At 32.0% G+C, this 22,638-nt stretch carries 25 protein-coding genes and 4 pseudogenes; 19 read left to right on the top strand and 10 right to left on the bottom strand.

The window, feature by feature from the left end:
• The first annotated feature begins 128 nt into the window (after nt 1-128).
• Complete coding sequence (locus tag ABH961_RS22340; protein WP_257208627.1) at nt 129-251, top strand: hypothetical protein; 123 nt, start codon at nt 129-131, stop codon at nt 249-251.
• Between the two features lie 721 nt (nt 252-972).
• Here the strand turns inward: ABH961_RS22340 and ABH961_RS22335 are convergent.
• Together ABH961_RS22335 and ABH961_RS22330 are read right to left on the bottom strand one after the other, a co-directional pair.
• Nucleotides 973-1,194 carry a hypothetical protein gene (locus ABH961_RS22335; protein WP_088058135.1) on the bottom strand — a complete coding sequence of 74 codons (222 nt, stop codon included), beginning with the start codon at nt 1,192-1,194 and terminating at the stop codon, nt 973-975.
• 18 nt (nt 1,195-1,212) lie between these two features.
• Nucleotides 1,213-1,410: a hypothetical protein gene (locus tag ABH961_RS22330; RefSeq protein ID WP_088058137.1), complete on the bottom strand. Its 198-nt coding sequence runs from the start codon at nt 1,408-1,410 to the stop codon at nt 1,213-1,215.
• Nucleotides 1,411-1,747: 337 nt separating this feature from the next.
• Here ABH961_RS22330 and ABH961_RS22325 point away from each other — a divergent pair, with 337 nt between their 5' ends.
• The 4 genes from ABH961_RS22325 (at nt 1,748) to ABH961_RS22310 (ending at nt 3,437) form a co-directional block, all read left to right on the top strand.
• Nucleotides 1,748-2,227 (top strand): hypothetical protein, encoded by a 480-nt coding sequence (locus tag ABH961_RS22325; protein WP_098977758.1) that lies wholly within the window; start codon nt 1,748-1,750, stop codon nt 2,225-2,227.
• Nucleotides 2,228-2,483: 256 nt separating this feature from the next.
• A complete protein-coding gene (locus ABH961_RS22320) occupies nt 2,484-2,657 on the top strand; it encodes a hypothetical protein (protein ID WP_404520046.1) in 174 nt (57 codons plus the stop codon).
• Complete coding sequence (locus ABH961_RS22315) at nt 2,621-2,815, top strand: rod shape-determining protein MreC (protein ID WP_404520091.1); 195 nt, start codon at nt 2,621-2,623, stop codon at nt 2,813-2,815. Before ABH961_RS22320 ends, ABH961_RS22315 begins: the two co-directional genes overlap by 37 nt.
• 397 nt (nt 2,816-3,212) lie before the next feature.
• Entirely contained in the window at nt 3,213-3,437 is a 225-nt protein-coding gene (locus tag ABH961_RS22310) for a hemolysin XhlA family protein (protein WP_404520045.1), read from the top strand.
• 575 nt (nt 3,438-4,012) lie between these two features.
• On the opposite strand, the pseudogene ABH961_RS22305 reads toward ABH961_RS22310, so the two are convergent.
• The 3 genes and pseudogenes from ABH961_RS22305 to ABH961_RS22295 form a co-directional block, all read right to left on the bottom strand.
• Nucleotides 4,013-4,198: pseudogene (locus tag ABH961_RS22305) on the bottom strand (hypothetical protein).
• 662 nt (nt 4,199-4,860) lie between these two features.
• Entirely contained in the window at nt 4,861-4,983 is a 123-nt protein-coding gene (locus tag ABH961_RS22300; RefSeq protein ID WP_404520043.1) for an HNH/endonuclease VII fold putative polymorphic toxin, read from the bottom strand.
• Nucleotides 4,973-5,065: a hypothetical protein gene (locus tag ABH961_RS22295; protein WP_347280214.1), complete on the bottom strand. Its 93-nt coding sequence runs from the start codon at nt 5,063-5,065 to the stop codon at nt 4,973-4,975. Before ABH961_RS22295 ends, ABH961_RS22300 begins: the two co-directional genes overlap by 11 nt.
• A gap of 155 nt (nt 5,066-5,220) precedes the next feature.
• On the opposite strand from ABH961_RS22295, the pseudogene ABH961_RS30100 reads away from it, so the two are divergent.
• The 5 genes and pseudogenes from ABH961_RS30100 to ABH961_RS22275 all read left to right on the top strand — a co-directional run.
• A pseudogene (locus tag ABH961_RS30100) lies at nt 5,221-5,316 on the top strand (AHH domain-containing protein); the annotation flags it as partial.
• Between the two features lie 51 nt (nt 5,317-5,367).
• Nucleotides 5,368-5,940 (top strand): imm11 family protein, encoded by a 573-nt coding sequence (locus tag ABH961_RS22290; protein WP_404520041.1) that lies wholly within the window; start codon nt 5,368-5,370, stop codon nt 5,938-5,940.
• 434 nt (nt 5,941-6,374) lie between these two features.
• Nucleotides 6,375-6,641 carry an SMI1/KNR4 family protein gene (locus ABH961_RS22285; protein ID WP_404520040.1) on the top strand — a complete coding sequence of 89 codons (267 nt, stop codon included), beginning with the start codon at nt 6,375-6,377 and terminating at the stop codon, nt 6,639-6,641.
• Nucleotides 6,641-6,907, top strand: coding sequence for a hypothetical protein (locus ABH961_RS22280; RefSeq protein WP_404520039.1), 267 nt, complete (start codon nt 6,641-6,643; stop codon nt 6,905-6,907). The genes ABH961_RS22285 and ABH961_RS22280 overlap by 1 nt, the downstream gene beginning before the upstream one ends.
• A 342-nt stretch (nt 6,908-7,249) precedes the next feature.
• Nucleotides 7,250-7,819: an imm11 family protein gene (locus tag ABH961_RS22275; RefSeq protein WP_404520037.1), complete on the top strand. Its 570-nt coding sequence runs from the start codon at nt 7,250-7,252 to the stop codon at nt 7,817-7,819.
• A gap of 139 nt (nt 7,820-7,958) precedes the next feature.
• Here ABH961_RS22275 and ABH961_RS22270 read toward each other — a convergent pair.
• Nucleotides 7,959-8,280, bottom strand: a pseudogene (locus ABH961_RS22270) (IS4 family transposase); the annotation flags it as partial.
• Between the two features lie 66 nt (nt 8,281-8,346).
• Nucleotides 8,347-8,916 carry a TetR/AcrR family transcriptional regulator gene (locus ABH961_RS22265; RefSeq protein ID WP_098155525.1) on the bottom strand — a complete coding sequence of 190 codons (570 nt, stop codon included), beginning with the start codon at nt 8,914-8,916 and terminating at the stop codon, nt 8,347-8,349.
• 401 nt (nt 8,917-9,317) lie between these two features.
• Here ABH961_RS22265 and asnB point away from each other — a divergent pair, with 401 nt between their 5' ends.
• Together asnB and satA are read left to right on the top strand one after the other, a co-directional pair.
• A complete protein-coding gene (gene asnB / locus ABH961_RS22260; RefSeq protein ID WP_404520035.1) occupies nt 9,318-11,141 on the top strand; it encodes an asparagine synthase (glutamine-hydrolyzing) in 1,824 nt (607 codons plus the stop codon).
• A gap of 219 nt (nt 11,142-11,360) precedes the next feature.
• Complete coding sequence (satA, locus tag ABH961_RS22255; RefSeq protein WP_098344169.1) at nt 11,361-11,915, top strand: streptothricin N-acetyltransferase SatA; 555 nt, start codon at nt 11,361-11,363, stop codon at nt 11,913-11,915.
• A gap of 233 nt (nt 11,916-12,148) precedes the next feature.
• Here the strand turns inward: satA and ABH961_RS22250 are convergent, their stop codons facing one another.
• Nucleotides 12,149-12,595 (bottom strand): hypothetical protein, encoded by a 447-nt coding sequence (locus tag ABH961_RS22250; RefSeq protein ID WP_016136200.1) that lies wholly within the window; start codon nt 12,593-12,595, stop codon nt 12,149-12,151.
• 637 nt (nt 12,596-13,232) lie between these two features.
• Here ABH961_RS22250 and ABH961_RS22245 point away from each other — a divergent pair.
• The 3 genes and pseudogenes from ABH961_RS22245 (at nt 13,233) to ABH961_RS22235 (ending at nt 16,258) form a co-directional block, all read left to right on the top strand.
• On the top strand, nt 13,233-13,703 hold the full coding sequence (locus ABH961_RS22245) for a DUF6773 family protein (RefSeq protein WP_141532714.1): 471 nt from the start codon (nt 13,233-13,235) through the stop codon (nt 13,701-13,703).
• Nucleotides 13,704-13,952: 249 nt separating this feature from the next.
• Nucleotides 13,953-14,705 (top strand): annotated as a pseudogene (locus tag ABH961_RS22240) (DUF874 domain-containing protein).
• 1,127 nt (nt 14,706-15,832) lie between these two features.
• On the top strand, nt 15,833-16,258 hold the full coding sequence (locus ABH961_RS22235) for a DUF4879 domain-containing protein (RefSeq protein ID WP_098344155.1): 426 nt from the start codon (nt 15,833-15,835) through the stop codon (nt 16,256-16,258).
• A gap of 96 nt (nt 16,259-16,354) precedes the next feature.
• On the opposite strand, the gene ABH961_RS22230 is transcribed toward ABH961_RS22235, so the two are convergent.
• On the bottom strand, nt 16,355-16,465 hold the full coding sequence (locus ABH961_RS22230) for a YjcZ family sporulation protein (protein WP_000540371.1): 111 nt from the start codon (nt 16,463-16,465) through the stop codon (nt 16,355-16,357).
• Between the two features lie 251 nt (nt 16,466-16,716).
• Between ABH961_RS22230 and ABH961_RS22225 the strand changes: the two genes are divergently transcribed.
• Both ABH961_RS22225 and ABH961_RS22220 read left to right on the top strand, forming a co-directional pair.
• Nucleotides 16,717-16,851, top strand: a complete 135-nt coding sequence (locus tag ABH961_RS22225) for a hypothetical protein (RefSeq protein ID WP_001177696.1) — start codon at nt 16,717-16,719, stop codon at nt 16,849-16,851.
• A gap of 591 nt (nt 16,852-17,442) precedes the next feature.
• On the top strand, nt 17,443-18,969 hold the full coding sequence (locus ABH961_RS22220) for an FAD-dependent oxidoreductase (protein ID WP_404520033.1): 1,527 nt from the start codon (nt 17,443-17,445) through the stop codon (nt 18,967-18,969).
• Between the two features lie 223 nt (nt 18,970-19,192).
• Here the strand turns inward: ABH961_RS22220 and ABH961_RS22215 are convergent, their stop codons facing one another.
• Entirely contained in the window at nt 19,193-19,600 is a 408-nt protein-coding gene (locus tag ABH961_RS22215; RefSeq protein ID WP_098324251.1) for an Lrp/AsnC family transcriptional regulator, read from the bottom strand.
• 118 nt (nt 19,601-19,718) lie between these two features.
• On the opposite strand from ABH961_RS22215, the gene ABH961_RS22210 reads away from it, so the two are divergent.
• Together ABH961_RS22210 and ABH961_RS22205 are read left to right on the top strand one after the other, a co-directional pair.
• Nucleotides 19,719-20,483: an MBL fold metallo-hydrolase gene (locus ABH961_RS22210; protein WP_404520032.1), complete on the top strand. Its 765-nt coding sequence runs from the start codon at nt 19,719-19,721 to the stop codon at nt 20,481-20,483.
• A 249-nt stretch (nt 20,484-20,732) separates the two neighbouring features.
• Nucleotides 20,733-22,523 (top strand): S9 family peptidase, encoded by a 1,791-nt coding sequence (locus tag ABH961_RS22205; RefSeq protein WP_404520030.1) that lies wholly within the window; start codon nt 20,733-20,735, stop codon nt 22,521-22,523.
• The last annotated feature ends 115 nt before the right edge of the window (nt 22,524-22,638 follow it).

Below are 22,638 nucleotides of genomic sequence, written 5' to 3'. Positions count from 1 at the left end.
CAAAAGAACAGTTAACAAATGTTAACTGCTCGTTCTAAAGGTGACAATCTAGATGCATAAATGTAGTATGGCCAAGAATAGGGATAACCATTCAAGTAAGTAGATTGAACGGAGGGAAACCGTATCGTATGAATCAATTGTCATTTTTGGAAGACATCGATGGAAAAGAGATGCGAAGACTTGTGGTGAAGGAGCTGAAAAACTACAAAGCATTGTGTGTCCGAATGAAAGATCAAGAAGAACAGGCTTAAGCTGGAGATGTTGTTCTTTTTCCGAAAATGAAAGATGACGATAAGAATCATGAGATACGTTTTAAATAAATTGAACGGACATTGAAAAACGCTCTTGATAACAATCAGCGTCAGATAATTGAGTTGAAATATCTGGGAAGTAAGAAAGTCAAAGATTTCTATGTTTATAACGAATTGATGATGAGACGTGATAGTTTTTATGAGAATAAAAAAATAGCTATCCGTTTGATAGCTACTGCTTTAGTAATTATTTAAATTTTTATAAGAAATATAGCATTTCTGTTAATACAGCTGACTTCATGAATGACAAGAATACGTATCGTAAAGAGAATGGGGTATGGAAGCAAAAAATAAATAATGTAAGGATAACTGATTTTGATTGAGTTTATAGCCATTATCGTAGGTGTTACCGTGATCTGTCGGGCGTCTTGTTAGTTGTTAAAGAAAGATAAGGATTAACAAAACAAACGAAATCAATGAACGAAAAAACTGCGATATATGAGATTTGCTAGGGTTGCTGGAGTTGATGAAAGTGTAACGGGTGAATATAGATACCATTTTATTTGGTGATAAGACAAAATTTAAGTAGCCTAACAGGTTCTTTTTTATTTTACCAAAAAAGAACCTGCAAACCTGCAGATTCTCCTGGTAATGATTTATGAAGTAAGACCCGAAAATATATCACAATGATTTGAAAATGAGTTCAAGATTGTTTGTTGCTTTAAGCCACTCTATAATCTTTGTTTTTAAGCTTCTTTTTAATATCCATAAATCCTATAATCATTATCGCCATGCATATTAACTTGAGCCAACGAAACTCCTGGTAGTACATTAGTCCAGAGAAGAATTCATAAGCGTATAACAACCCGACAATTGGAAAGAGCCAAGTCATAAATTTTAAATCTTTTAGTTGAAACTTATAATTATTAATCTTTTTCCACATATGTATCAACTCCTATTGTTATGAGGTTCTGTAGTTTTTCTTGATGATATCCCGCATGTTTAAGACAAAGAATAGAAGGAAAACCAATGCTATGATACCGTAAATCCAGTAGTATGTATGTCCTGTTGTGAATTCAGTATAAAAAGAAAGGGAATTCCAAACTAAAAGGATTGTTGAACAGATAGTAGAGATCAATAATGAACTAAAACTTCTCATAATTTTCACCTCGATTCAAAATGTTAGAACTTATATATAATTTTATATTTAAATAAAAAGATTTACAAGGGTAGGATGTAATAATATGATTAAAAGAAATTACCGTGAGGTGGTGGGTAAAACAAGGCAACAAAGCCTAAATTGTAAAGTGAATAATTTGTTACTACATTTGATTTTTTACAAAAAATAACCATTTTATTCAGATTTCAAGAAGGTTTTACAAAAAAATACATAGAAGTATAAATATATGGTAATGAAATGAGTCGAATTTTCATCATGACTGATATCCATAATATTCATTTCAATTAACATGAAATATACATAGAGGAGAGCGATTATGAAAAGAAAAATCGGTACAGCAGTCGTAGGTTTATCTGTTTTAGGATTTGGAATTTTTGGTTTTACTCATGGAAATGGTGGAGGTATTGTTCAAGCGGCTTCAGAGGGGGATGGAGGAGGAGCACCATCTTATACTCATGGAGAGGGATGGTCTCCGAGTTATGCACATGGAAATCATGGTGGAGCACCGTCCTATACTCATGGGCATACGGGAGCACCAGTTTATGGATATGGAGACTATCCAGCACCTTCTTTTAATGGAGGAGACACTCCGGCGCCTAAGTTAGAAGCTGATGGAGATCATGGAGGAGCACCAACTTATACTCATGGGCATTTCCCTGCACCGAAGTTAGAATCGGATGGGCATACAGGAGGGGCACCTGCTTACAATAAGGGAGATACACCTGCCCCCAAGTTAGAATCACATGGAAATACTGGAGGAGCACCTGCTTACACAGAGCCTGGTGGAGGGATTTAACTAATTCTAATATGAAAGTTGTAAATTTATATATAAGAAAAAAGGCTTTGTAATTTACAAGGTCTTTTTTCTTTGTAAAAAATTTATTCGAAGAGGAAAATAAAAGAATTTCTTCCTAGTTGTATAGAAAGTGGTGGGTGATATGAAGTGAAGCAAAAACACGTGTTAGCTCAAGAAGATTTCATGAAAGGTATAAAGTACAAGGAACTGGCTGAGAAAAAAAGGCATGGTTGGATTCGAAAAGGGGTGCACTCAGATGTCTAAAGGTGAAAGAACGAATCATTTGACAGTAACATTACAAACTGATCAATCTATTCTAGGGTTTATTACAGGGTACGATGAGAAGAAGAAAGTTCTTATAATGGAAAAAATCCAAACGATAAGGCTGAAAAAATTAAAAAAGGTGATAAATTTGTTACATCTAGTTTAAGTACGAAGATAATACCTGGTCTTGAAGTAGAGGAAGTGGTGAAACAAGAGTCAGATGAATATGGTTTTACTCAAATCATTTATGCCAAACCAAAGGCGAATTTGCATGATTTGGAACATGTTATTTTATTAGAGTTAAAAAGAATGTATAAGTGCTAACAAGTTTGCAAACGAACTTGCTAACACTTATATAGAATAGACAAAAATTATCGCTCAAATGTCGTCTTTGAAAATAGCCTTAATCAGTTAAATCACACTTATACGAAATCCTCATAAAAACAGTCTATAGCATTACGTATTATTCAGTTGAGAGACCTTCAATTCAAATAGGACGCAAGTTAAGTGGATTAAAATTAAAGCAACAAATCAATGGTATTAATGATAAAACTGGATAAAATCAAGTTTTATGTATTTAAAGAGGCGAAACTGTCTCTTTTTTATTTTTAACAAAATACGGATTTTGTATGGAATTTCCTCCAATGAATTCACCATGAATAAGGTTGTCTCATGTCATGTAAAGATTGCTTTATTACGATTATAAAAGGGTGTGAACGTATTGGAAGATGTTTATGTGAAAATTGACAGTTTAAAAGCAGAACAAAAAGAAATTATGCGAGATATTCGTAATTTAGAAACTCGCACAACAATTAATGAGAAGGACATAGCTACAATTAATAAGCAATTAGAAAAGATTAGCCTGAATACAACTTGGATTCTACGAATTATTATTAGCGCAATCACTATGTCGGTTTTTGGTTTAATATTAAAAGGCATGATTTAAAATTTAAAAATAAAAGTACTTATGGAGAGGGGGACAAGTGTCTCTCTTTATTTTTATCGTTTTAGCCAAGAGGGTTCCTTTAGAACATGGCATGGGTAATCAGTACGATTGAATAGGAGACATTAGTCATTGCTTATCGATGGTAAAGTAGACGTATATCATTTAAAAGGGAACCTATGCAACAATGAAAATATCAAATTTTTTAATTCAATCATTTCAATTTCGCAAGTGTATTCTTAATCTTCCACATATTGGTGGGGTATCTTTGTATAATCTGATCATATCTTTAAATCACAACTGTTACCCCATCATCATCTAGTTAAAGTTTTATAATGCTCCAAAATTAAAAATACGCTATTCTTTTTGTAGAATCATAGGAATGGTTGGCGTATTTTTCATTTTGTTTTGCTAACTTGATTTTGATGTGACGTAACCGTAAGTGTTTAAAAATTTAAAAAATCCCCTCAATCATGTTAAAGGGACTCTACTCACGCAAATGATCTGTAAATCAATTCATTTTTGATATATAGATCATCTGTATGATAATATTTATAAAGAATTGCTAAATAATGAAATTACATAAATGCTGTTAAAAGTTCTTGAATTAGTGGGATTGCTCCACCAATAAATTTTAAAACTGCCATTGCGATTTCCATATTATTCTCTCCTCTGTTTTTGTATTAAGATGTGTAAATCTTTATAACCTTATTATAGTAAGCGCTTACATTTATAACAATACATTTTTTTATGCAATATTGCATATTTATACGTTTAGACAAAAATTAGGCCCTATTAGTCATTCTTTAATGGTACCATAGCGAGGTGTGAGTCTTTAAGGGTTTTCCCTAATAGGAGGAAATATGGAAAGAGTACAAGTGATTTACAGTAATCTGAAAATTAAAAGTTGGGCTAAACAGGTATTAGCTGTAGGAGGAATATTAGGGTTCTGCTACTTGGTGTTATACGTTTTTAGTTTCTTAGTTGTTATGTAAATATTATATAACTAAACTAGTAGAGTCTTGCCTAGATAGGTAAGGCTCTTTTGTTGTTATCTGTGATGAGCAAACTACATACAAAATCTCTCAAGTTTGTCAGGTACTATGTATAGTGCCTTATTTCTCTATGTTTTAGAACACTAGCTCTTATTATTGAAAGTAAATAAACGCCTATTAAAAATTTTCCATTTATATTGAAAACACAATTGTATTGATAAAAAATGTGTTTTTATTAGATACATCTTAAAAAGACAAGCATAAGTTATATTACGTTTTGGTGAAATTTTTTTATCTTTGAAAAGGATTTAAATCTTACAAATAGATTTGATCCCTTTCTGTATACCGTAATTTCTATATTACCATATGAATATAATATACTGAAAATGATTTAAAATCAAGAATATTAGTAGGGGTCCGCCGCATGCCCATCAACTTAAGATTTTAACTCTCTTTTTAAAATAATAATGTTCCTCCATCCCATCTACCTGTCCCGTTCTTGTATTGTACTCAGGTCTTACATTATGATGAGGGGGGGGAATCTCAAATACCACCTTGTCCGAAGGTATGACCAGCTGAATAATCTTGAATTATAATTTTTTGTTCATCAACTTCATATTTCAATTCCCAGGTCATAATAGGCTTCTTTTATTATTTAGTATTCACTTACTGTTAATAACTATAAATGTAACCTTTTTTTGTTGATAGGATGTTGAGATTTTGGTATATTTAATTCCCTTTTCATTTCCTTTAAGCTTACCGCTCTAGATTCAGGGAAGTATACAGAGTATGAAGTGAAACGCTTTGGGGGAAATCAAGAAGATGCAGTTGCTGCCTTGCATAGTATAAGAGAGAGGTTATTGGATGGTAGTTTAAAACTAAATTAATCTAACCAATCATAGATACTTAATAATTAAATTCTGAAGGAGTAAAAAGGTATGAAAATTTGGCAATTAAAAGGCTTATTTGATAACTATCAATCTTTTCAGCTACTAAATTTAAAAGAAGACCGTAAAAAATATTTTGATGGGAAAATTGATTTGGCAATAAAACTGTCTGATTCGTGGGGGGGAATTTTTATTGAATGTGTAGAAGGTGATAAAAAAAGTGACTGCCCTATGTTCTGGGGAGAACTTGGTCCACCAATGATTAGCAGAAAAGCAAAAGAAATATTAGAGCCTCTAATCTGTAATAATGTTGAGTTCCTTCCATTAATTCATGATGTTACAAGTGAAGTTTATTACCTAATAAACGTTCTAAATACAGTTGATGCAATTAACTACAATAAAGCAGTTTTGGAAAAACTAAGTACAGGGTTAATAATAGGGTTCGAAAAATACGCATTTTTAGCCAATAAAGTTGAGGGGCAGATAATATTTAAAACATTTTTAAATCAAAGATTACATTCTTCTACTGTCTTAGTATCTGATGAATTTAGAAATACAGTTTTAGAAAACAATTTAAAAGGTTTCGAATTTGTTGAGGTATGGGATTCAAAAGATCATGCGTAAAGAGATTTAATAAAATTAGTTTACTAATGTAAATTTATATCCAAGAGAGTAATAAATGTAATATAAGAAGCTTATGTATTTGCATAAGCTTTTTCTTAGAATTAAGCGCGGAAAGGTATAGTAATTAATATTCACTATATATTTTGGCTTCACAAAATAAGTTATTATCCTGCTTAAGGAAATAAAAGTATGCCAGCTGATAATTAAATACAGTTGGCATCATTCTATACAACAAAATGAATGGACTGTAAAGGATGATGAGAGTGTTGTAAGGAAAAGAAAGCTCAAACGAAACCTTTACTATCAAGTTCTGGTTTGCCTCAGGTCAAAATTTCTGCTATGTAAAGAAAGCGAAGGAGACTTGGGTGATATGCTACTGATATAACTTATAAATTTAATGTAAACTATAGAAAAATAAAAGAGGCAGTGGGGAAATGATAAATTTATCTAGGGTTTCTGGTTTGATAAAAAATAAGCGAGCAAATGATATTAAAATTCAAGAAATAGAAGATGTAATGAAAGTTGAATTACCAAATGTACATAAAGATTTATTGAAATATACAAATGGTTTTTCTATAGGTGGAGGATTAATAATTTATGGTACTGATGATATTATTGAACGAAATGAGACTTGGGAAGTAACAGAATATGCAAATGGTTATGTCGCTATTGGTGATGATGGTAGTGGCAAAGTTTTTTAATGTCGCAAGGTGCAGATGTACGAAAAGGAAGGGTTGTTGATTCTGGTGATATGAATTCAAATCATGCCACTATAGTTACATTAGATTTTATTGAGTGGGTAAATACGGGGTGTTTGAATCAAAAAATACAGAAAATAAAAAAAGAAATCCCTGATACGTGTAATATAGTATTAATAGAAATTCCTAATGGAGGATTAAAAGATTTAGTAAAGATAAAAAGTGTACTAGCACTTGATATATCAACAGGGGAAATATTAAAAGGATGAAAAAATTCCTTTTACATTAGTAAAAGGGGCTCCATATGGTAAAGCAAAAAAAATTAGGATTTGTTGGTTTAGCACTAAATACAATACCAATGGATAAAAATAATTGATGTTAAATATAATTTGAAATTCATTTTTAATTCCCTGATATTAATTTAATGATTTATTAAAAACGAACTAACATTTTAAAGGTTAGTTTGTTTTTTATTTTTTACAAGAATTAAATAAGGGATGTTAACTCGAACAGTGTTACATGAAATAAAAAGAGATTTATTAGAAGGTAATTTACGATTAAATGAACCCAAGAAATAACCATATAAATGGTAATAATAAAGGAGAATATATATGAAGATTTGGCAATTAAAGAGCTCGACTGATGATTATGAAACCTTTCAATTATTGAACTATGAAGAGGATAAAAAATATTTTACAACTAGTTTTAATTCTATGGTGAGTTTGTCAGATTCATGGACGCCTAAGTTTATTGAGGTAACAGATGAAGGAAAATCAAGCGATTCCCCTATTTTTTTGGGAAAGTCTGGTGTACAAATAATTAGTGAAAAAGCCAAGAATGTTTTAGAACCTATAGTAGGAAATAATATTGAATTTTTACCATTAATTCATAAACAAACAAACAAAAAATACTATGCTATGCATGTTTTAAGGGGGTTGGAAGCACTTGATAATAATAAAACAATCTTTGATAAGTTAAGTTCAGGTTTAATAATAGGATGTAAAAAATTTGTATTTATTCCTTATGTTGTCCAGCACGAACCAATTTTTAAATTGAATATAAATGGGAAGGTACATCCTAACTATCTTTTAGTATCAGATCAATTCAAAAATGCAATTTTAGAGAGTGAATTAAAAGGTTTTGAATTTACTGAAGTGTGGGATTCAGAAGAGGGTGCGTAAAGAAATCTAATTTAATTAGATTATTAATGGGAACCCATATCTAAGAGAATAAATAATAAAAAGCTTATGCACATTGAAGTGAACTTGAATATTAGTACATGATAAAAACATCATCTGAATTCGCAATCTTCCTCATTCATCGTTTTATCCTTTTGCAACGATGAATGAGGAAGATTGCTTACAATGATTTAAATTAAATTTATATTGCTAACGTAAAGAATACCAATCATTTACTTCTCCTATCAACACAAGTAAATGATTGGTATTCCTCATTAATATTGCTAAGTCCTGACTACAAGCAGAATACTTTATTTCATTCTTTTTTCCCTTACAGTTTGATCTTGTAATCGCTGTTGTTCGTTTATTAGTCGATGAACAATCACGCGGGTTGGGATTTTATCAGTCATTCCTACATAAGCGTTAGATATTTTGCAGGTTTGTCCAGACTGAAAAGAGCTTATGAAACCATCTATTATTCACGTTCTTCTTCATATAGTTATACCACAATTATTTTTTTGCTGTTAAAACTAGTTTTTAAGCAGCATATGCTTTAGCAACTGCAGAAATTCTTTATCACTTTTATCATTTTTTATATAATCCTGTTCGTAGTTAAAAATCATTCGTACTAACATAAAAGCTGTTAGCGGTAATGGCACCTTATGCAAAGCGCCTTGTTGATAACCTTTTTCGAGCAAATTACTTATCATTTTAATTGCTTCTTCTTCAGATTGTTTAAAACAAGTTGTAATTTCAGGTGAATGGTACTCTTTATATTCTTGAAAGAGTGTAGAAACAAATGGGTCTTGATGATATTCTAGGCTGATATAATGAAGGATTTTTTGTATTCGTAGTAAAACATCCTTTTCCTCTTTATATAAATCAAATAATTGTGAGCGTTTAAGCTGAATATGACGCATATAGCAGTCACATAATATTTCAGTTTTATCTGTATAGTAATAATATATAGTTCCTTTACCAACTTTAGCTTTCTTTGCAATTTCATCAACCGTTGTGTTACGGACACCACGCGTAGAGAACAGTATTGTGGCAGATTGAATGATTTTCATTTTTTTATTTTCTTTTTCTAATTTGATCATTGTCTACACCCTATCCTTGAAATATTTAGCGAAGTTTTCTGTCTTTACATTCTGTATTAGTTCATTTGTAATTTTGTAACTCCTAATAGAAAGTCCTCTATTTGCTTCTTATAGAATAACATACACCATTCTTATTTCTAGTATATAACTATAATAGAATGCAACTGTATCACTTAGGATAAAAATGAAAGTTTAAGGTAATAATTTTTTAATTGGACGATGAGAATTCAAGTGAAAGGGGACAGTGATTTCTTTCTTGATTGAATTGTTTGATTTTTTATTCAATTCATTTTATTATATAAACATGACTAAAAGATGTTTTTAGTCGGATTTTTTTACGGAAAACCGACTGATATTTGATTTTAGTCGGTTTCTATACTATTTGAGAGAAGGTAGACACTATGTGTGGAATTGCAGGGTGGATAGACTGGTCTAAAGACTTGTCTAATGAACAAGAAACGTTAAAAAAAATGACAGATGCTATCATTCACCGAGGACCTGATGCAGAGGGGCATTGGTTCTCAAAACGAGCGGCATTAGGTCATCGACGTCTCATCGTCATTGATCCTGAAGGTGGCCTTCAACCTATGCTGTATAAAGATGGAAATGATACGATTGGTCTTACGTTCAATGGGGAAATTTATAACTATCAAGAATTACGTAAAGAACTTGAGGAGAAAGGTCATGAATTTCAGACAAAGTCTGATACAGAGGTATTACTACATGCTTATTTAGAATGGCAAGAAGATTGTGTTCAACACTTAAATGGGATTTTTGCTTTTGGTATTTGGGATGAAAGATTTGGGAAATTGATGCTTGGTCGTGATCATCTAGGTGTGAAGCCTTTATTTTTCGCTCAAAGAGGGAGTGCAATTCTTTTTGGTTCAGAGTTAAAAGTTTTACTTTCGCACCCACTTGTAGATGCAGAAGTAGATAAAGAAGGACTTTCTGAGATATTTTGTCTTGGACCAACACGTACTCCAGGTCATGCGATTTTCAAGGATATACACGAAGTGCGTGCTGGCCATTATATGACGTTTACCTCTAATGGCTCGAATACGACACAGTATTGGAAACTGGAAAGTAAAAACCATATAGATGATATTGATATGACAGTGGAGACTATCCGCTCCATTTTACAAGATACGGTTAAACGTCAGTTAATTGCTGATAGACCAGTGGTATCTATGCTTTCCGGAGGTTTGGATTCAAGTGGTCTAACAGGTTTAGCAGGAAACGAATTTGGGAATAAAGGGGAACACCTTCATACATATTCCCTGAATTTCATCAATGATGAAAAAGACTTTGAGCAAGACTTCCTTCGTTTTGATCGTGATGAACCTTGGGTGAAACGTGTGGCTGAATATGTAGGAACAAAGCATCACTCTATAGAATTGGGATCAGATAGTTTAATAGAGCATTTATTAATTCCAATGCGAGCGCGTGATCTACCTGGAGTTGGAGAACTAGAAACATCACTTTATTTGCTATTTAAGGAAATGAAAAAAGACGCAACAGTTGCACTTTCAGGCGAATCCGCAGATGAAGTGTTCTCAGGATATCCATGGTTCCATCAAGAGAAGTTTTTAGATGCAGAGATATTCCCTTGGAGTGTTAATTTATGGTATAGTACAGAAATTTTATCAGAGGATTTTAAAGAAAAGATTAGCCCTGAAAAATATCAAAAACAAAAATTTGAAGATGCGGTTGCTGAGGTTCCCTTTTTAGAAGATGAAAGTGATCTACAAAGGAAGCAACGTCAAATGTCTTACATGTTTATTACACGTTTCTTGCCATTTATGCTTGAACGAAAAGATCGTACAAGTATGATGAATGGCTTTGAAGTACGAGTTCCATTTTGCGATTACCGGCTTGTAGAATACTTATGGAATGTTCCATTCGAAATGAAAAGCATAGACAATATTGAAAAAGGTATTTTACGTCGAGCTTTTGAAAATGTACTTCCAGAGGATGTACTTTATCGCAAAAAAAGTGCATATCCAAGCACAAAGGATGCTTCTTATCTACAAGGTATTAGTGATTGGATGTTACATGTGTTGAACGATCCTCAATCACCTATTTTACCATTAATAAATGTAGAAAGAGTTCGTGCTATTGCAGAAGGAAAAGACAAAGTAATTTCTGGTAATGATGCACGAAGTATAATAGATTATTTACTTCAAGTTAATAGTTGGCTTCAGGAATATAATATTAAATTAGTATGATAAATGTAATTTTCGAATAAAGAGGATAGATGAGTCCTCAATGACCTAAGTGAACCGCATCTCCAATGTATTAGATAGTTATCTAACATTTGGAGATGCGGTTTTATTATTTTGATTTGCAATAACGCTAATCAGTTAGTAAATTAGAATTGAATAAGGGACATGGAAAGAACTAGGGGGAATAATATGAATTGGAGGTCCCACGTAAAGGAGAATACGATGAACCTTTTAATTAGAGAATTAGAAGTAGATGATTTAGACAATTTACCGGAAATTGATGATAGTTTTATAGTAAATTCTCGGTTGATTTTTTCTCTTTCAAAAGTAAATAAGCAAATAGAATATACAGTAGAAGACGTTCCAAGTTATGAGAAAAGTTATTTACAAGATCAATATGATGATGAACTAGCATACACTGATTATATAAATAATCCTGAACAAGTAATTTACATAGCAATTTTACAGGACCAAATTATAGGAGTAATGGTATTGAAAAAGAATTGGAATCACTATGCTTACATAGAAGATATAAAGGTGGATAAAAAATATCGTTCACTTGGAGTTGGTAGGAGGTTAATTGAGCAAGCAACACAGTGGGCAAAAGAAAGCAATATGCCAGGTATAATGCTTGAAACACAAAATAATAATGTAGCAGCATGTAGGTTCTATGAAAAATGTGGGTTTGTAATAGGTGGGTTGGATTTTTTAGTATATAGAGGGATACATGAAGAAAGCGATGAAGTTGCAATGTATTGGTATTTGCATTTCAAATGAAAGTAAACCAAAACTCGAATATATAAATTCCTCGCTGTTACATTCGGGACAAGCAAATAACTAAAAGAAAAAGAAGGTTTCTTTCCGAGAGTAGGGTCATCTTTAATCTTGCTACCGATAATCAAATGATATGTTAATTAGATTTTGATATTGTATGCATCGTCTTTTCTTCAATTAAATAAAAAATACATCCTTATAGGGATGTATTTTTTATTTAATAATAATGATATAAATTATTCTACATGAACCGATATACTTTTAGATAATACTTGCATTGAGAAAGGAACTCTAGCTTCAAAAGCTATAGTGTTTGTTGAATTTGGTGTGTTTGAGAAGATGTACGAATCTTTGATACGTAATCTAAATGTTTTTTCAGATCCGAATGGACCAGTATAAGAACTGACTTCGTCTAAAGAACTTCCTGCATATCTAACACCATTAATAGTTAAAGCTTCTGAATATGAATCCGGTGTACCTACTTCACTAACTTTCACATAAAGATAATCGCCTTTAAGAACAGGAATAGATAAGTAAGAACTTGCACTATACATTTTGTTATTATCGCCTACAGCACTAATGCTAACACTTCGTAGTGGAGAAGAATCCGCCTTTGAAATAGTTGGTAAAAATGCTAGTGTAAGTGCAAAACACATAGCTAACATGCCCATAAATTTTTTCATATTAACAACCCCTTAGGTATTTATTTAACATCCTGTATTTTACAGGTTAAAATTGTAAATTTCAATATCGTTATATAAAGAATAATTATGTAATTATGCATATTTGATATAAAGTACACCAAAACTCGGATACATAAATCCCTTGCTGTTACATTGGGGATACGAAAATAACTAAAAGAAAAAGGCGTCTACAGAAAAAATTTCTATTCTTATATTTGTAGGATAGTTTTAGATACAAAAATAAAGAGATTGGTAATATATATCCGTCTTAATGTAAAATATATATTGCATTTATGTAATTAATAATTTAATATATAGAATATAAGATTTATGGTATGAAGTTATCATTTACTAATGAGACATATTTAAAGTCTATAAGTAAAGAGAAAATTGCAAGAGTTAAAAAATTCTAATTCAACTGGAGTTTACCGATATTGTAAACGCTACGCGAAAAACCAGTAGTCATATTGAAAGTAATAAGTTTAACCCTTCTTTAAAATTTTGTATTCGTATAGCTAAAACAATAGATAAGAGTTTAGGTTAAAAGCCAATTCATCTCCCACCTACTCACTTCGCGTTCCTTGAGGAAGGAGTCTACTTGGCTAAAATGATAAATTATTTTAGGAGGAACTCTAAAATGGAAAAACTAAAAAAATGGTTTTCACTCAGTACACATTCAGATGAAAGGATTCAACAAATAGAAATGAAAATTTGGGCGCAATCTGGAATTATTGTCCTACTTTTAGCTTTTATAGATGTTGTAATAAGGGGAGCATATCTACACCGCCCATTCCTAGAATGGATTGCTTCACTAGCCATTATAATTTGTTATATGATTTTCTTCTTTATTAAATCTATTCTAACTGGTGTTTATGAAACAGATATTAATAATAAAGAGCAATTAAAAGAAAAATTAAAAGAAAAAATGAGTAATACCTTTATTTTTTGTTTTGTCGCAATAGGTGCTACTACATACAAATATTACTTCCCTGAAGATTTCGGTGGATGGTTAGCAGCAATAGCAAAATTCATTATACTTTTCGTTTTCCTATTTGGTATTCAATATCTTATTACAGTAATAGCGTGGAAGAGATCAAATAAAATTTAATACATATAGACAAAAAAGCTTATCCTTTAGTAGTTAATGATAAGCTTTTTTATTATTTTTTTATCGTTTTTTTGTTTTTGGTGTATTTCCTTCTCTTATGTTGATAACGATGCGGTGTTACTCCATCACTATCAATTTAAAAGAATGATTCCACGTTTTAAGAAGAAATTAATTTGTTTTGATTGAAAATAGATTATAAAGTTAATATTTAAATATAAAGAATTTGAATATTAATTAGTTATCATTTGAATGATTCAGATATGGGATACAAAGTTAATATTTGTATCTGTGGTCGTTTATACATATGAAAGAATTAAATTAGCAGGCTTAACAATTGCAGCAAGTTTATTATTAGCAGCGTGTGGTACTGAAGAAGAGACAATAGAGCAAGATGCGAAGAAAGAGGAACAAAAAGAAAAAGTTAAAGCATTTCAGGAAGAAAAGCAGCAAGAACATAAGGAAGTACCTGTGCAGCAATCGACGGATAAATCAAAACAGCATGAAAATGTAGTAAAGGAAACAGTTAAAGAAGAACCAAAAGCAGAGTCAACACCAGTTGAACAACCGAAAAGCAGTGGGTTAAATGAAGCGAAAGCACAAGAAAAAGCGGAACAATCGATGACAGAACAAGGCCAGGGAGCGTGAAATAAAGATGTGAAATCAAGTCAATTAGGAATCCAAACAGCAAAGGATGGAATAAAGGTGGCTGAACAGGCGCTAGATGTCCATATTGAAGAAAAAGACAGTCTAACTCGAATTGTTGTTATCGTTCCAGCGGGAACAACGAAAGAAAGAGCGCAACAAGTATGAGACATAGCAGCGCGCCAGGTGGCAAGTTTCGGGACAATGGGATTATATGTAGATTTGAAAGCACCATCAAAAGACTATTTAGGGGAATATTAGGAAAATTTCTCTGGTGATATCGGTATCTATGACAGCAACGAAAAACAATTAGTACGTGGATACATTTCCAAGTTAAATCCAACAAAAATTAAATGGTAAGAAAAACAAGATCCCTACACAATGTGTGGGGATTTTTCCATAAAGAAAAGACACCCTAAGGTGCCTTCCTCCGACTTGAACTACTTTAATTTTATATAAATATACACGTATTACCCCTTTGTTATACGTGTAAACACATCCTATAAAACAGAATCGTCTATATACACCAGATTGTTAGTTCACTAAATATCAAGAGATTTAAGATCAATACGTTACGTCTTTCAAAAGAATCTGCTTTATAGAATGTATCCACAATTTATATTTTACTACATGTAATATTTATTTGGTGTATTTTTTGAGAATATGTATAATTGCATAAAGTTCACGAAAAAATGAGAGTATAATTTGGTATCGTGTAATAAAGATAAGGCCCACCTACGGAAATAGGTGGGATTTTTTGGGGCAATACTATCTCAATGCATAAAAGGGAATTTGTACTAAAATAATAGCATATTCTTAGAGTTCTTATATTGAGAAATAAAGAAAAGACACCCTAAGGTGCCTTCCTCCGACTTGAACCATCTTAATTTTATTGTGTTGTTATCATATAAGAGAAGAAGACATCGATTAAGATGTCTTTTGTTCCTTGTACAATGGTGTAAAGAAGGTATTGTATTACTTAAAAACCATAAAAAAATATAACAATCATTGAGTAAGCTTATTATAGCATCAATAAATAGTTGTTTTAATATGCAATATTGCATATATATAGATTTATATATTTTTTATCTATATAGTTTAATTGTCTGTTATTTGTTTTAATTCATTTACTTATATTATTTTTTGAGTGCTCCAGCAATGGAGCCTTTTTTTATGCAATAAAACATTTTCTTTACATTATTTAGTCGATCTATATTAGCTGTTCCTTCTTAAAAGATACTTATATGTTACCAAACTATTGTATAGACGACCAGTCTTTTGACGAGAATTTAGTGAGTTAATAATATTAAATTTGAAAATAGTTTTTATATTGAAAGTAGTGGCTGGATTATTCTGTATGTCAATCGATATGCTAAATTGCATATCAAAAAAAGTAGAAATTGTTAACATTTTCAAAATAAGGAATATTCTAATAAAATTATGCTAATATCAAACTTGTACTTATTATAAAACAAGGGGATGTTTATATGTTTAAAAAAGTTACATTAGGGATATCATCATTAGCGGTGGCAGCGGTAGTTGGGTTAGGAATGGCATCGGAGGCATCAGCAGGACCAGCAGCACCTCTAACTTCTTTAAGTGTAGTAAAAGTGGAATCACAATTGGGTGGAGTTGAATACATTACTCCTAATAGTTTTAGTACAACTAAAGATCATGGGGGAAGTTACTTATATGTTTACACAAAAGAAATAGGATATGGCCAGTTTCCTTTTGCCAAAATGAATGGATTTGATGTAAAAAGTATTGGTTCACAAGTAATTGGTGGCAATCCTATTGTAGGTTGGGAATATAAATGGGACGCATCAAAGCATCAAGAAGGGACTTTTGAATATCAAAAGACTTCAATAAATTATCCAAGAGATACGTGGCGCACGTCGTTATATATTAAGTAATCAGTTTTATATATTCGTAGCATGAAAATCCCTGCACTTTGTGTAGGGATTTTTCCATAAAGAAAAGACACCCAAAGGTGCCTTCTCCAATAATTTTTAGCAGAAACAACTGCATCCGATAATGATTAATAGTATAAAGAGTACAACGAGTAAAGCAAAGCCTCCAGCAAAACCACAGCCTTCGCCGCAACTACCACCATATCCCATAATTATAGTTCCTCCTTTAGATAAGAGAATACAACTAGGGTTCATTCCATGGATTTTAATGGGTTCACTTTACCTTATGTTTTTACGTTTGAATTGAGCAGGTCTTTTTGAAAATAAGGGAAATATAATTTAATGTGTTTCCGCTGAATTTTGATAAATTACACATTTTTTAAAAAAAAGACTATTTAATTATATCAATAATAAGATTATTTAATATAATATATTCATCCTAACAGAAGGGAGGATTAGCCATGCAATTAGTTTGTTTTAAAGTTGTGAATGGACAATACTTTTTAGTTGTAGAAGGTATCGAGATTCCTGCGCCAATTCCAGCGTTTGCTGCAGCTTTATTAATTGGTTTAGGAGTAATCCCGCTTTGTTCTTAATTTAAGGAATTCCAAACGGCACTACCTTTCAATCGATAAACCCTTAAGCATATGAATGCTTGGGGGTTTTCTTAAAATAAAAAAGAAAAGACGCCATAAGGCGTCCCCACAATTAGGTAGATAAGACTTTAGTTTTCCAATCTAAAGAAATTTTGTATCAGCTCTTTGAAAGTATATCATAATATCTGATTGAATTATTATGCATTATTACATACTTTCCCCAAAGACTCTAGTTTCTATTTGATAAAATAGAATCGAAATATTACTAAAAATCAAATAAATATTTCTAAAAATCCCAAATATTTAAAAGGATATCAAAAGTGATACATTTAAGGTGCAAATTATAAAAAATTAAAGGGGGAAAAAGCAGTATTAAAAAAGCAATTATAAGCGGTGGACAGTTATACAAGTTATATGAACCTGAATTTTGTTGAAAAAGGATACTTATTTAAGTGTACTTTTTCTGACTTGGACCAACTTCATTTTAATAATTTGAATGAAGAATCATCATTTGTTTATTCTGATTTCTGGAAAAGTTTTAATAGATACATGCTGAACAAATATACTTTTTAGGAAGAGGAGAGATTATTGATGGATAATCAATTACTATATCAACAGCAAAAAAGAGAAAAGGCTCTAGTAATTGGAGCTGGTATTGCAGGCTTGCTTACTGCACGTGTGCTTTCTAGTTATTTTGAGACAGTGATAGTTGTTGAAAAAGATGCGTTACCTCAAAAGCCATCTGAACGTCCAGGTACACCCCAAGACTTTCATCCTCATCGTGTATTACCACGCGGAGAAATAATTATGAACCGTTTCTTTCCTGGATATGTTGATGATTTATTAAATCTAGGGGCCCATAATGTCAAGAATGATAAAATGATTCGATTTTCTCCTTATGGGGCACTAGAACTAGTTATAGAACGAAAAGGTGCAGCGAGCAGTCGAGCGTTGTTAGAGTGGACAATCCGCCAACGTGTACACGAAATTCCTAATGTACATTTTCATTCAAAGCAAGTGGTGACAGGACTTCTAACTTCGTCAGATCACAAGCGTGTTATTGGAATCAATATTCAAGAACGAGATGAATTAAAAACAAAGAGAACTGTTTTAACTGATTTGGTAGTTGATACATGTGGCCGTCAATCTAAACTCAATAAATGGCTTACATCTATGGGATATGATGTTCCAGAACCAGAACGTTTAAAGGTGAATTTTGGATATAGCACGAGATATTATAAAGTACCTCCACATATCAAAGAGAAATTGAGTGCAATTTCTGAAGGAGATCCTGCTAAAAACATTGGAGCTGTAGGGCTATTATATATTGAAGATAACATAGCCCAAGCGCTACTATTTGTTGCTGGAGGTACACACTATCCACCAACCAATTCAAAAGAATATGAAAAAGAACTGGATTCATTAGTTACCCCTATGATGAGGGAGTTAATCAAAGAGTTAGATCCAATTAGTGTCCCAAGAGGATTTAGAGCGCATGAATCAACTCGTCAACAATTTGAACAAATGGAAAATTGGCCATCTGGATTATTAGTGTTAGGTGATGCTTTTTGTAATTTTGATCCCATTTATGGACAAGGGATGACCGTAGCCGCCATTGAAGCTGAAATGTTAGATACATGTTTAAAAGAACATTCTACTCATAAACCTGGATTCGAACGCAAAGTGCTGCAACGTATGCAACAGGCTATTGAGCCGGCATGGTGGCTGAGTTCAATTGCGGATTTACGTTGGGAAGGTGTTGAACATGTAGGGGCAGTCCCGCTAAAAGGTGTGAAATTTGCACAGAAATATTTTGATTTATATCTTAAACAAGCTTTAAAGCAAGCAAATGAGGGTAATTCATCCATGCTTCAAAAATATATAATGATGAATGGATTAGTTTATTCCCCTTATGAAGTCATTAACTCAGATATGTTAAACATGTTAATCACTGGAGATGAGTCTTCGGAAGGGAATGAACTTTTGAACGAACTTGGAGAAGTAGATAAGAGATCACAGCAAGAAAGAATAGATGAACTAATCCCTTCTTTTACATTAGCTTTTGAGAATAACATTCCCAATCTATTCTCTTCCATTTCAATTTCTAATGCCAAATGAGGAAAAGGTAGTACACATCAATGACTATTTGTACTAAATATACTCTTATCTTGTATATCTTACACACTATATCAAAGAAGAAACATAACCTCTCATTTTTGCAGGTTTATGTTTCTTTTTTACGAGACAACCTTGTACTTATTCTCACGTAACTTTACTTATACCGGCTAATATAATCTGATAACTTAAATATAAAAATAATCAAATATTTATAGGGTCAATATTAATTAATCACTATGGATAATTTATAATTAGCATGTTGGTTTAGTTTGGTTAAAAATCCATCTAGAACTTCATTAGAAGAAAACTTACATTCTAGAAGATAACAACCTTCACCACTAATTTTAAAGTTATTTATAATATATTCATGGTGTGTTTTAATAAAAGATAAAAAGGGCTGATGTTGAACGTCTTTTGTATATATATTTATAAATGTATGTACAGGATATCCTGATTTTTGTTTATTTAATTTAATCGTATAACCTTCTATGACTCCGTTCTCTTCCAACTTTATTACCCTAGAAGACGTTGCTTGTCCTGTTAAATGAACTTTTTTTCCTAATTCTTTCATCGATATACGACCATTCTTCGATAACTCTCTTAATATTTTTTTATCTGTATCATCTAACATCTTTTCAAATCCTTTCATATTTCAAGTCAAACCATATAAACACTTGATTTTGCCTATGTAAAATTATTTACTTCTTATTTTATACTATGACTAAATATAGCAAAAGGGGGAGTACCTCATGGATATCAGACTCATACGAAATGCAACGCTAGTTTTACATTATGGTGATAAGAAGTTTCTAATCGATCCTTTTTTAGCTGAAAAAGGATCGATTCCACCGTTTCCTAATACACCAAATCAACATATGCTAAATCCTCTGGTTAACTTACCAACCTCTATAGAAGAAATTATTCAGGTGGATGCTGTTATCATTACACACTTACATCCTGATCATTTTGACCAGATTGCAAAAGAGGTTTTACCTAAAGATATAAAAATCTATGCACAAAATGAAAAAGACGTTGAAGCAATTAAAAAAGAAGGTTTTCAGAACGTTGAAGCATTAACTAATGCTATTAATATGGGGAGCATTACCCTAACTAAAACTGATGGTAAACACGGTACGGGAGACATAGGACATCTTATGGGGGAAGTTTCAGGTGTTGTATTTAAGCACCCAAATGAAAAAACACTCTATATAGCAGGAGATACAATATGGTGTACCGACGTTCAAAATGTACTTAAAACCCATAATCCGGAAGTAATTGTTGTAAATGGAGGAGGGGCACAATTTCTTCAAGGAAATCCTGTAATTATGACTAAAGAAGATATTTATCAAACATACATGGAAGCCCAAAATTCAACTATTATCGTTGTTCATATGGAAGCTGTCAACCATTGCTTACTAACTAGAAAAGAATTAAAAAAATTCATCAATGAAAAAGGACTTTCCGACAATATTTTAGTACCATCTGATGGTGAAATATCTCACTTTCTAATATAAATACTTATGCGCTTTTTGATTATAAGCGTTGATTTTCAAAATAGGGGGCCTACCACATCGCTATCAAGCTAAGATTTTAAAGTACCTCCAGAACGAAATTTTTACCTCTCTACTTGTAATGTTAATAAGGGAATTAGAAGGTAGAAGTAAATCTAAATAAAACAAAAAAGGGATAAGTAGGGAAATATAGAATCTTTATATATATGGTGTTCTGAATTTTTAGATATTAAATAGAATGGAGGAAGAAAGATGATTCAATTTCCTAGAGAAGATGCCGAACAATTTTTTAGATCATATAGTATGGGTAAGTTTACAGTCAGTGAAGATGAAGGAAGGTTAATTTTTAGTACAAACTTAAATGGGCATTCTAATTTATGGGCGATGGATTTACCAAACTTATCCCCGTATCCGTTAACATATTGTAATCAAGCAAGTAATTTTATTAAAGTGGATTCTTTAAATAGATTTATTTTAGCTGGATTTGATAAAGATGGCGATGAAAATTATCATATTTATGCATTAAAACCAGAGGGTGGCGGATTGCTTGAATTGATTCCAGCAGGAGAGACAGAAAAGGATTATTATGTGCATTTAACAGAGGATGGGGAACGATTATACTATGTCACAAGTAAAGATAACCCAAGGTTCTTCAACTCACGTTGTTATAATATACGTACAAAAGAAGATACGCTTCTGTTAACTGGTGTGGAGACACCTACATATGTGGGGGCAGTGAGTCCGAATGAATCAAGTTACATTGTTTTAAAGTCATATAGTAATACATATAATGTAGGATATGTGAAAAAGGGAGAAGAACTCATTTGTATAGTACCTTCCAGTGAGAAAGAACATACCATAGAGTCCATTTGTTATATTGATGAAAATACAGTGATTTTTGTTACGAATTATGAAGAAGAGTTTTCTTATATAGCTTCTTTTGATTTAAATAAACAGGAATTCAAACCGATCTGTAAAATAGAGAAGGAAGATATAACCGATATAAAATGGCATACTGAAACAAAAAATGGCTACATTGTTTCGTCGAAAGGTGTTACAGATAGGTTATATAAATTTGTATGGGATACAAAGGAATTAATTCTATTAAATTCTCCGGTAGATACGATACGTCAAATAGAAATTACCAAATCTGAAAATTTATATCTATTAGGTGAAAGTGCGACGAAAACAGCAAACATCTATTACAGGAAAAATGGAGATACAGAATGGTCAGCATTAACAAAAAACTATGTTATTGGTTTATCTGAATCTTCTTTTGTTGAACCGGATGTTATAACATATGCCTCCTTTGATGGATTAAACATAGAAGCATTATTATTCCGGGCGAAAGGAGAAGTGCAAAATGGATATACAATATTCTGGCCTCATGGTGGTCCACAAAGTGCTGAGACGAAAGATTTCGGGGCATTATTTCAATATTTATTAAGGCAGGGATATAATATTTTTGCACCAAACTTTAGAGGAAGTACAAGATATGGTTCAACATTTACAAAAATGATTGAAGGTGATTGGGGAGAAGCCCCACGCTTAGATTGTGTAGCAGGAATAGAATGGTTATTTGAACAGGGTATATCAACTCCTGATAAATTATTTGTTATGGGTGGTAGTTATGGAGGGTATATGGCCTTATTGCTTTATGGGCGTCATTCAGAGTATTTCCGTGCAGCTATTGATATTTTTGGGCCTAGCAATTTATTTAGTTTTATCGAATCTATGCCTGAAAATTGGAAACCGCTTGCAGTTAATTTAATAGGTGATATTAAGAATGATAAAGATAAGCTTATAAATGATTCACCAATTACATATTTAAATCAAATGAATAAACCACTCCTTATAATTCAGGGGGCAAATGATCCACGAGTTGTAAAGACAGAATCGGATCAAATTTTTCGAGCGCTGCAAGAAAAAGAAGTAGATGTAGAATACCTAGTACTAGACGATGAAGGACATGGATTTTCAAAAAAAGAAAATGAAATATATGTATATCGTCGCATAACAGAATTTTTAGCAAAGCATAAGTGAAATAAATGGCACCTTGGAGGGTATGGCCATCAACTTAAGAATTTTATAAGGACCCAAAACAAAAAAATGTACATTTTTTTGTTTTGGGGCAACTAGTTTCATTAGCTTGATGGGC

The sequence above is a fragment of the Bacillus sp. RC251 genome, assembly GCF_044908765.1.
Taxonomy (GTDB): Bacteria; Bacillota; Bacilli; order Bacillales; family Bacillaceae_G; genus Bacillus_A; species Bacillus_A wiedmannii.
This window is presented reverse-complemented; position numbering and strand designations above follow the sequence as displayed.

What these genes read in the sequence shown, in the direction of transcription:
- ABH961_RS22340 (WP_257208627.1), top strand. Translation starts at nt 129, where the DNA reads ATGAATCAATTGTCATTTTTGGAAGACATCGATGGAAAAGAGATGCGA.
- ABH961_RS22215 (WP_098324251.1), bottom strand. Translation starts at nt 19,600, where the DNA reads ATGTTAGATGATACAGATAAAAAAATATTAAGAGAGTTATCGAAGAAT.
- ABH961_RS22335 (WP_088058135.1), bottom strand. Translation starts at nt 1,194, where the DNA reads ATGTGGAAAAAGATTAATAATTATAAGTTTCAACTAAAAGATTTAAAA.
- ABH961_RS22245 (WP_141532714.1), top strand. Translation starts at nt 13,233, where the DNA reads ATGGAAAAACTAAAAAAATGGTTTTCACTCAGTACACATTCAGATGAA.
- ABH961_RS22275 (WP_404520037.1), top strand. Translation starts at nt 7,250, where the DNA reads ATGAAGATTTGGCAATTAAAGAGCTCGACTGATGATTATGAAACCTTT.
- ABH961_RS22250 (WP_016136200.1), bottom strand. Translation starts at nt 12,595, where the DNA reads ATGAAAAAATTTATGGGCATGTTAGCTATGTGTTTTGCACTTACACTA.
- ABH961_RS22265 (WP_098155525.1), bottom strand. Translation starts at nt 8,916, where the DNA reads ATGATCAAATTAGAAAAAGAAAATAAAAAAATGAAAATCATTCAATCT.
- ABH961_RS22320 (WP_404520046.1), top strand. Translation starts at nt 2,484, where the DNA reads ATGTCTAAAGGTGAAAGAACGAATCATTTGACAGTAACATTACAAACT.
- ABH961_RS22285 (WP_404520040.1), top strand. Translation starts at nt 6,375, where the DNA reads ATGATAAATTTATCTAGGGTTTCTGGTTTGATAAAAAATAAGCGAGCA.
- asnB (WP_404520035.1), top strand. Translation starts at nt 9,318, where the DNA reads ATGTGTGGAATTGCAGGGTGGATAGACTGGTCTAAAGACTTGTCTAAT.
- ABH961_RS22210 (WP_404520032.1), top strand. Translation starts at nt 19,719, where the DNA reads ATGGATATCAGACTCATACGAAATGCAACGCTAGTTTTACATTATGGT.
- ABH961_RS22295 (WP_347280214.1), bottom strand. Translation starts at nt 5,065, where the DNA reads ATGACCTGGGAATTGAAATATGAAGTTGATGAACAAAAAATTATAATT.
- ABH961_RS22235 (WP_098344155.1), top strand. Translation starts at nt 15,833, where the DNA reads ATGTTTAAAAAAGTTACATTAGGGATATCATCATTAGCGGTGGCAGCG.
- ABH961_RS22330 (WP_088058137.1), bottom strand. Translation starts at nt 1,410, where the DNA reads ATGAGAAGTTTTAGTTCATTATTGATCTCTACTATCTGTTCAACAATC.
- ABH961_RS22220 (WP_404520033.1), top strand. Translation starts at nt 17,443, where the DNA reads ATGGATAATCAATTACTATATCAACAGCAAAAAAGAGAAAAGGCTCTA.
- satA (WP_098344169.1), top strand. Translation starts at nt 11,361, where the DNA reads ATGAACCTTTTAATTAGAGAATTAGAAGTAGATGATTTAGACAATTTA.
- ABH961_RS22325 (WP_098977758.1), top strand. Translation starts at nt 1,748, where the DNA reads ATGAAAAGAAAAATCGGTACAGCAGTCGTAGGTTTATCTGTTTTAGGA.
- ABH961_RS22205 (WP_404520030.1), top strand. Translation starts at nt 20,733, where the DNA reads ATGATTCAATTTCCTAGAGAAGATGCCGAACAATTTTTTAGATCATAT.
- ABH961_RS22280 (WP_404520039.1), top strand. Translation starts at nt 6,641, where the DNA reads ATGTCGCAAGGTGCAGATGTACGAAAAGGAAGGGTTGTTGATTCTGGT.
- ABH961_RS22225 (WP_001177696.1), top strand. Translation starts at nt 16,717, where the DNA reads ATGCAATTAGTTTGTTTTAAAGTTGTGAATGGACAATACTTTTTAGTT.
- ABH961_RS22290 (WP_404520041.1), top strand. Translation starts at nt 5,368, where the DNA reads ATGAAAATTTGGCAATTAAAAGGCTTATTTGATAACTATCAATCTTTT.
- ABH961_RS22230 (WP_000540371.1), bottom strand. Translation starts at nt 16,465, where the DNA reads ATGGGATATGGTGGTAGTTGCGGCGAAGGCTGTGGTTTTGCTGGAGGC.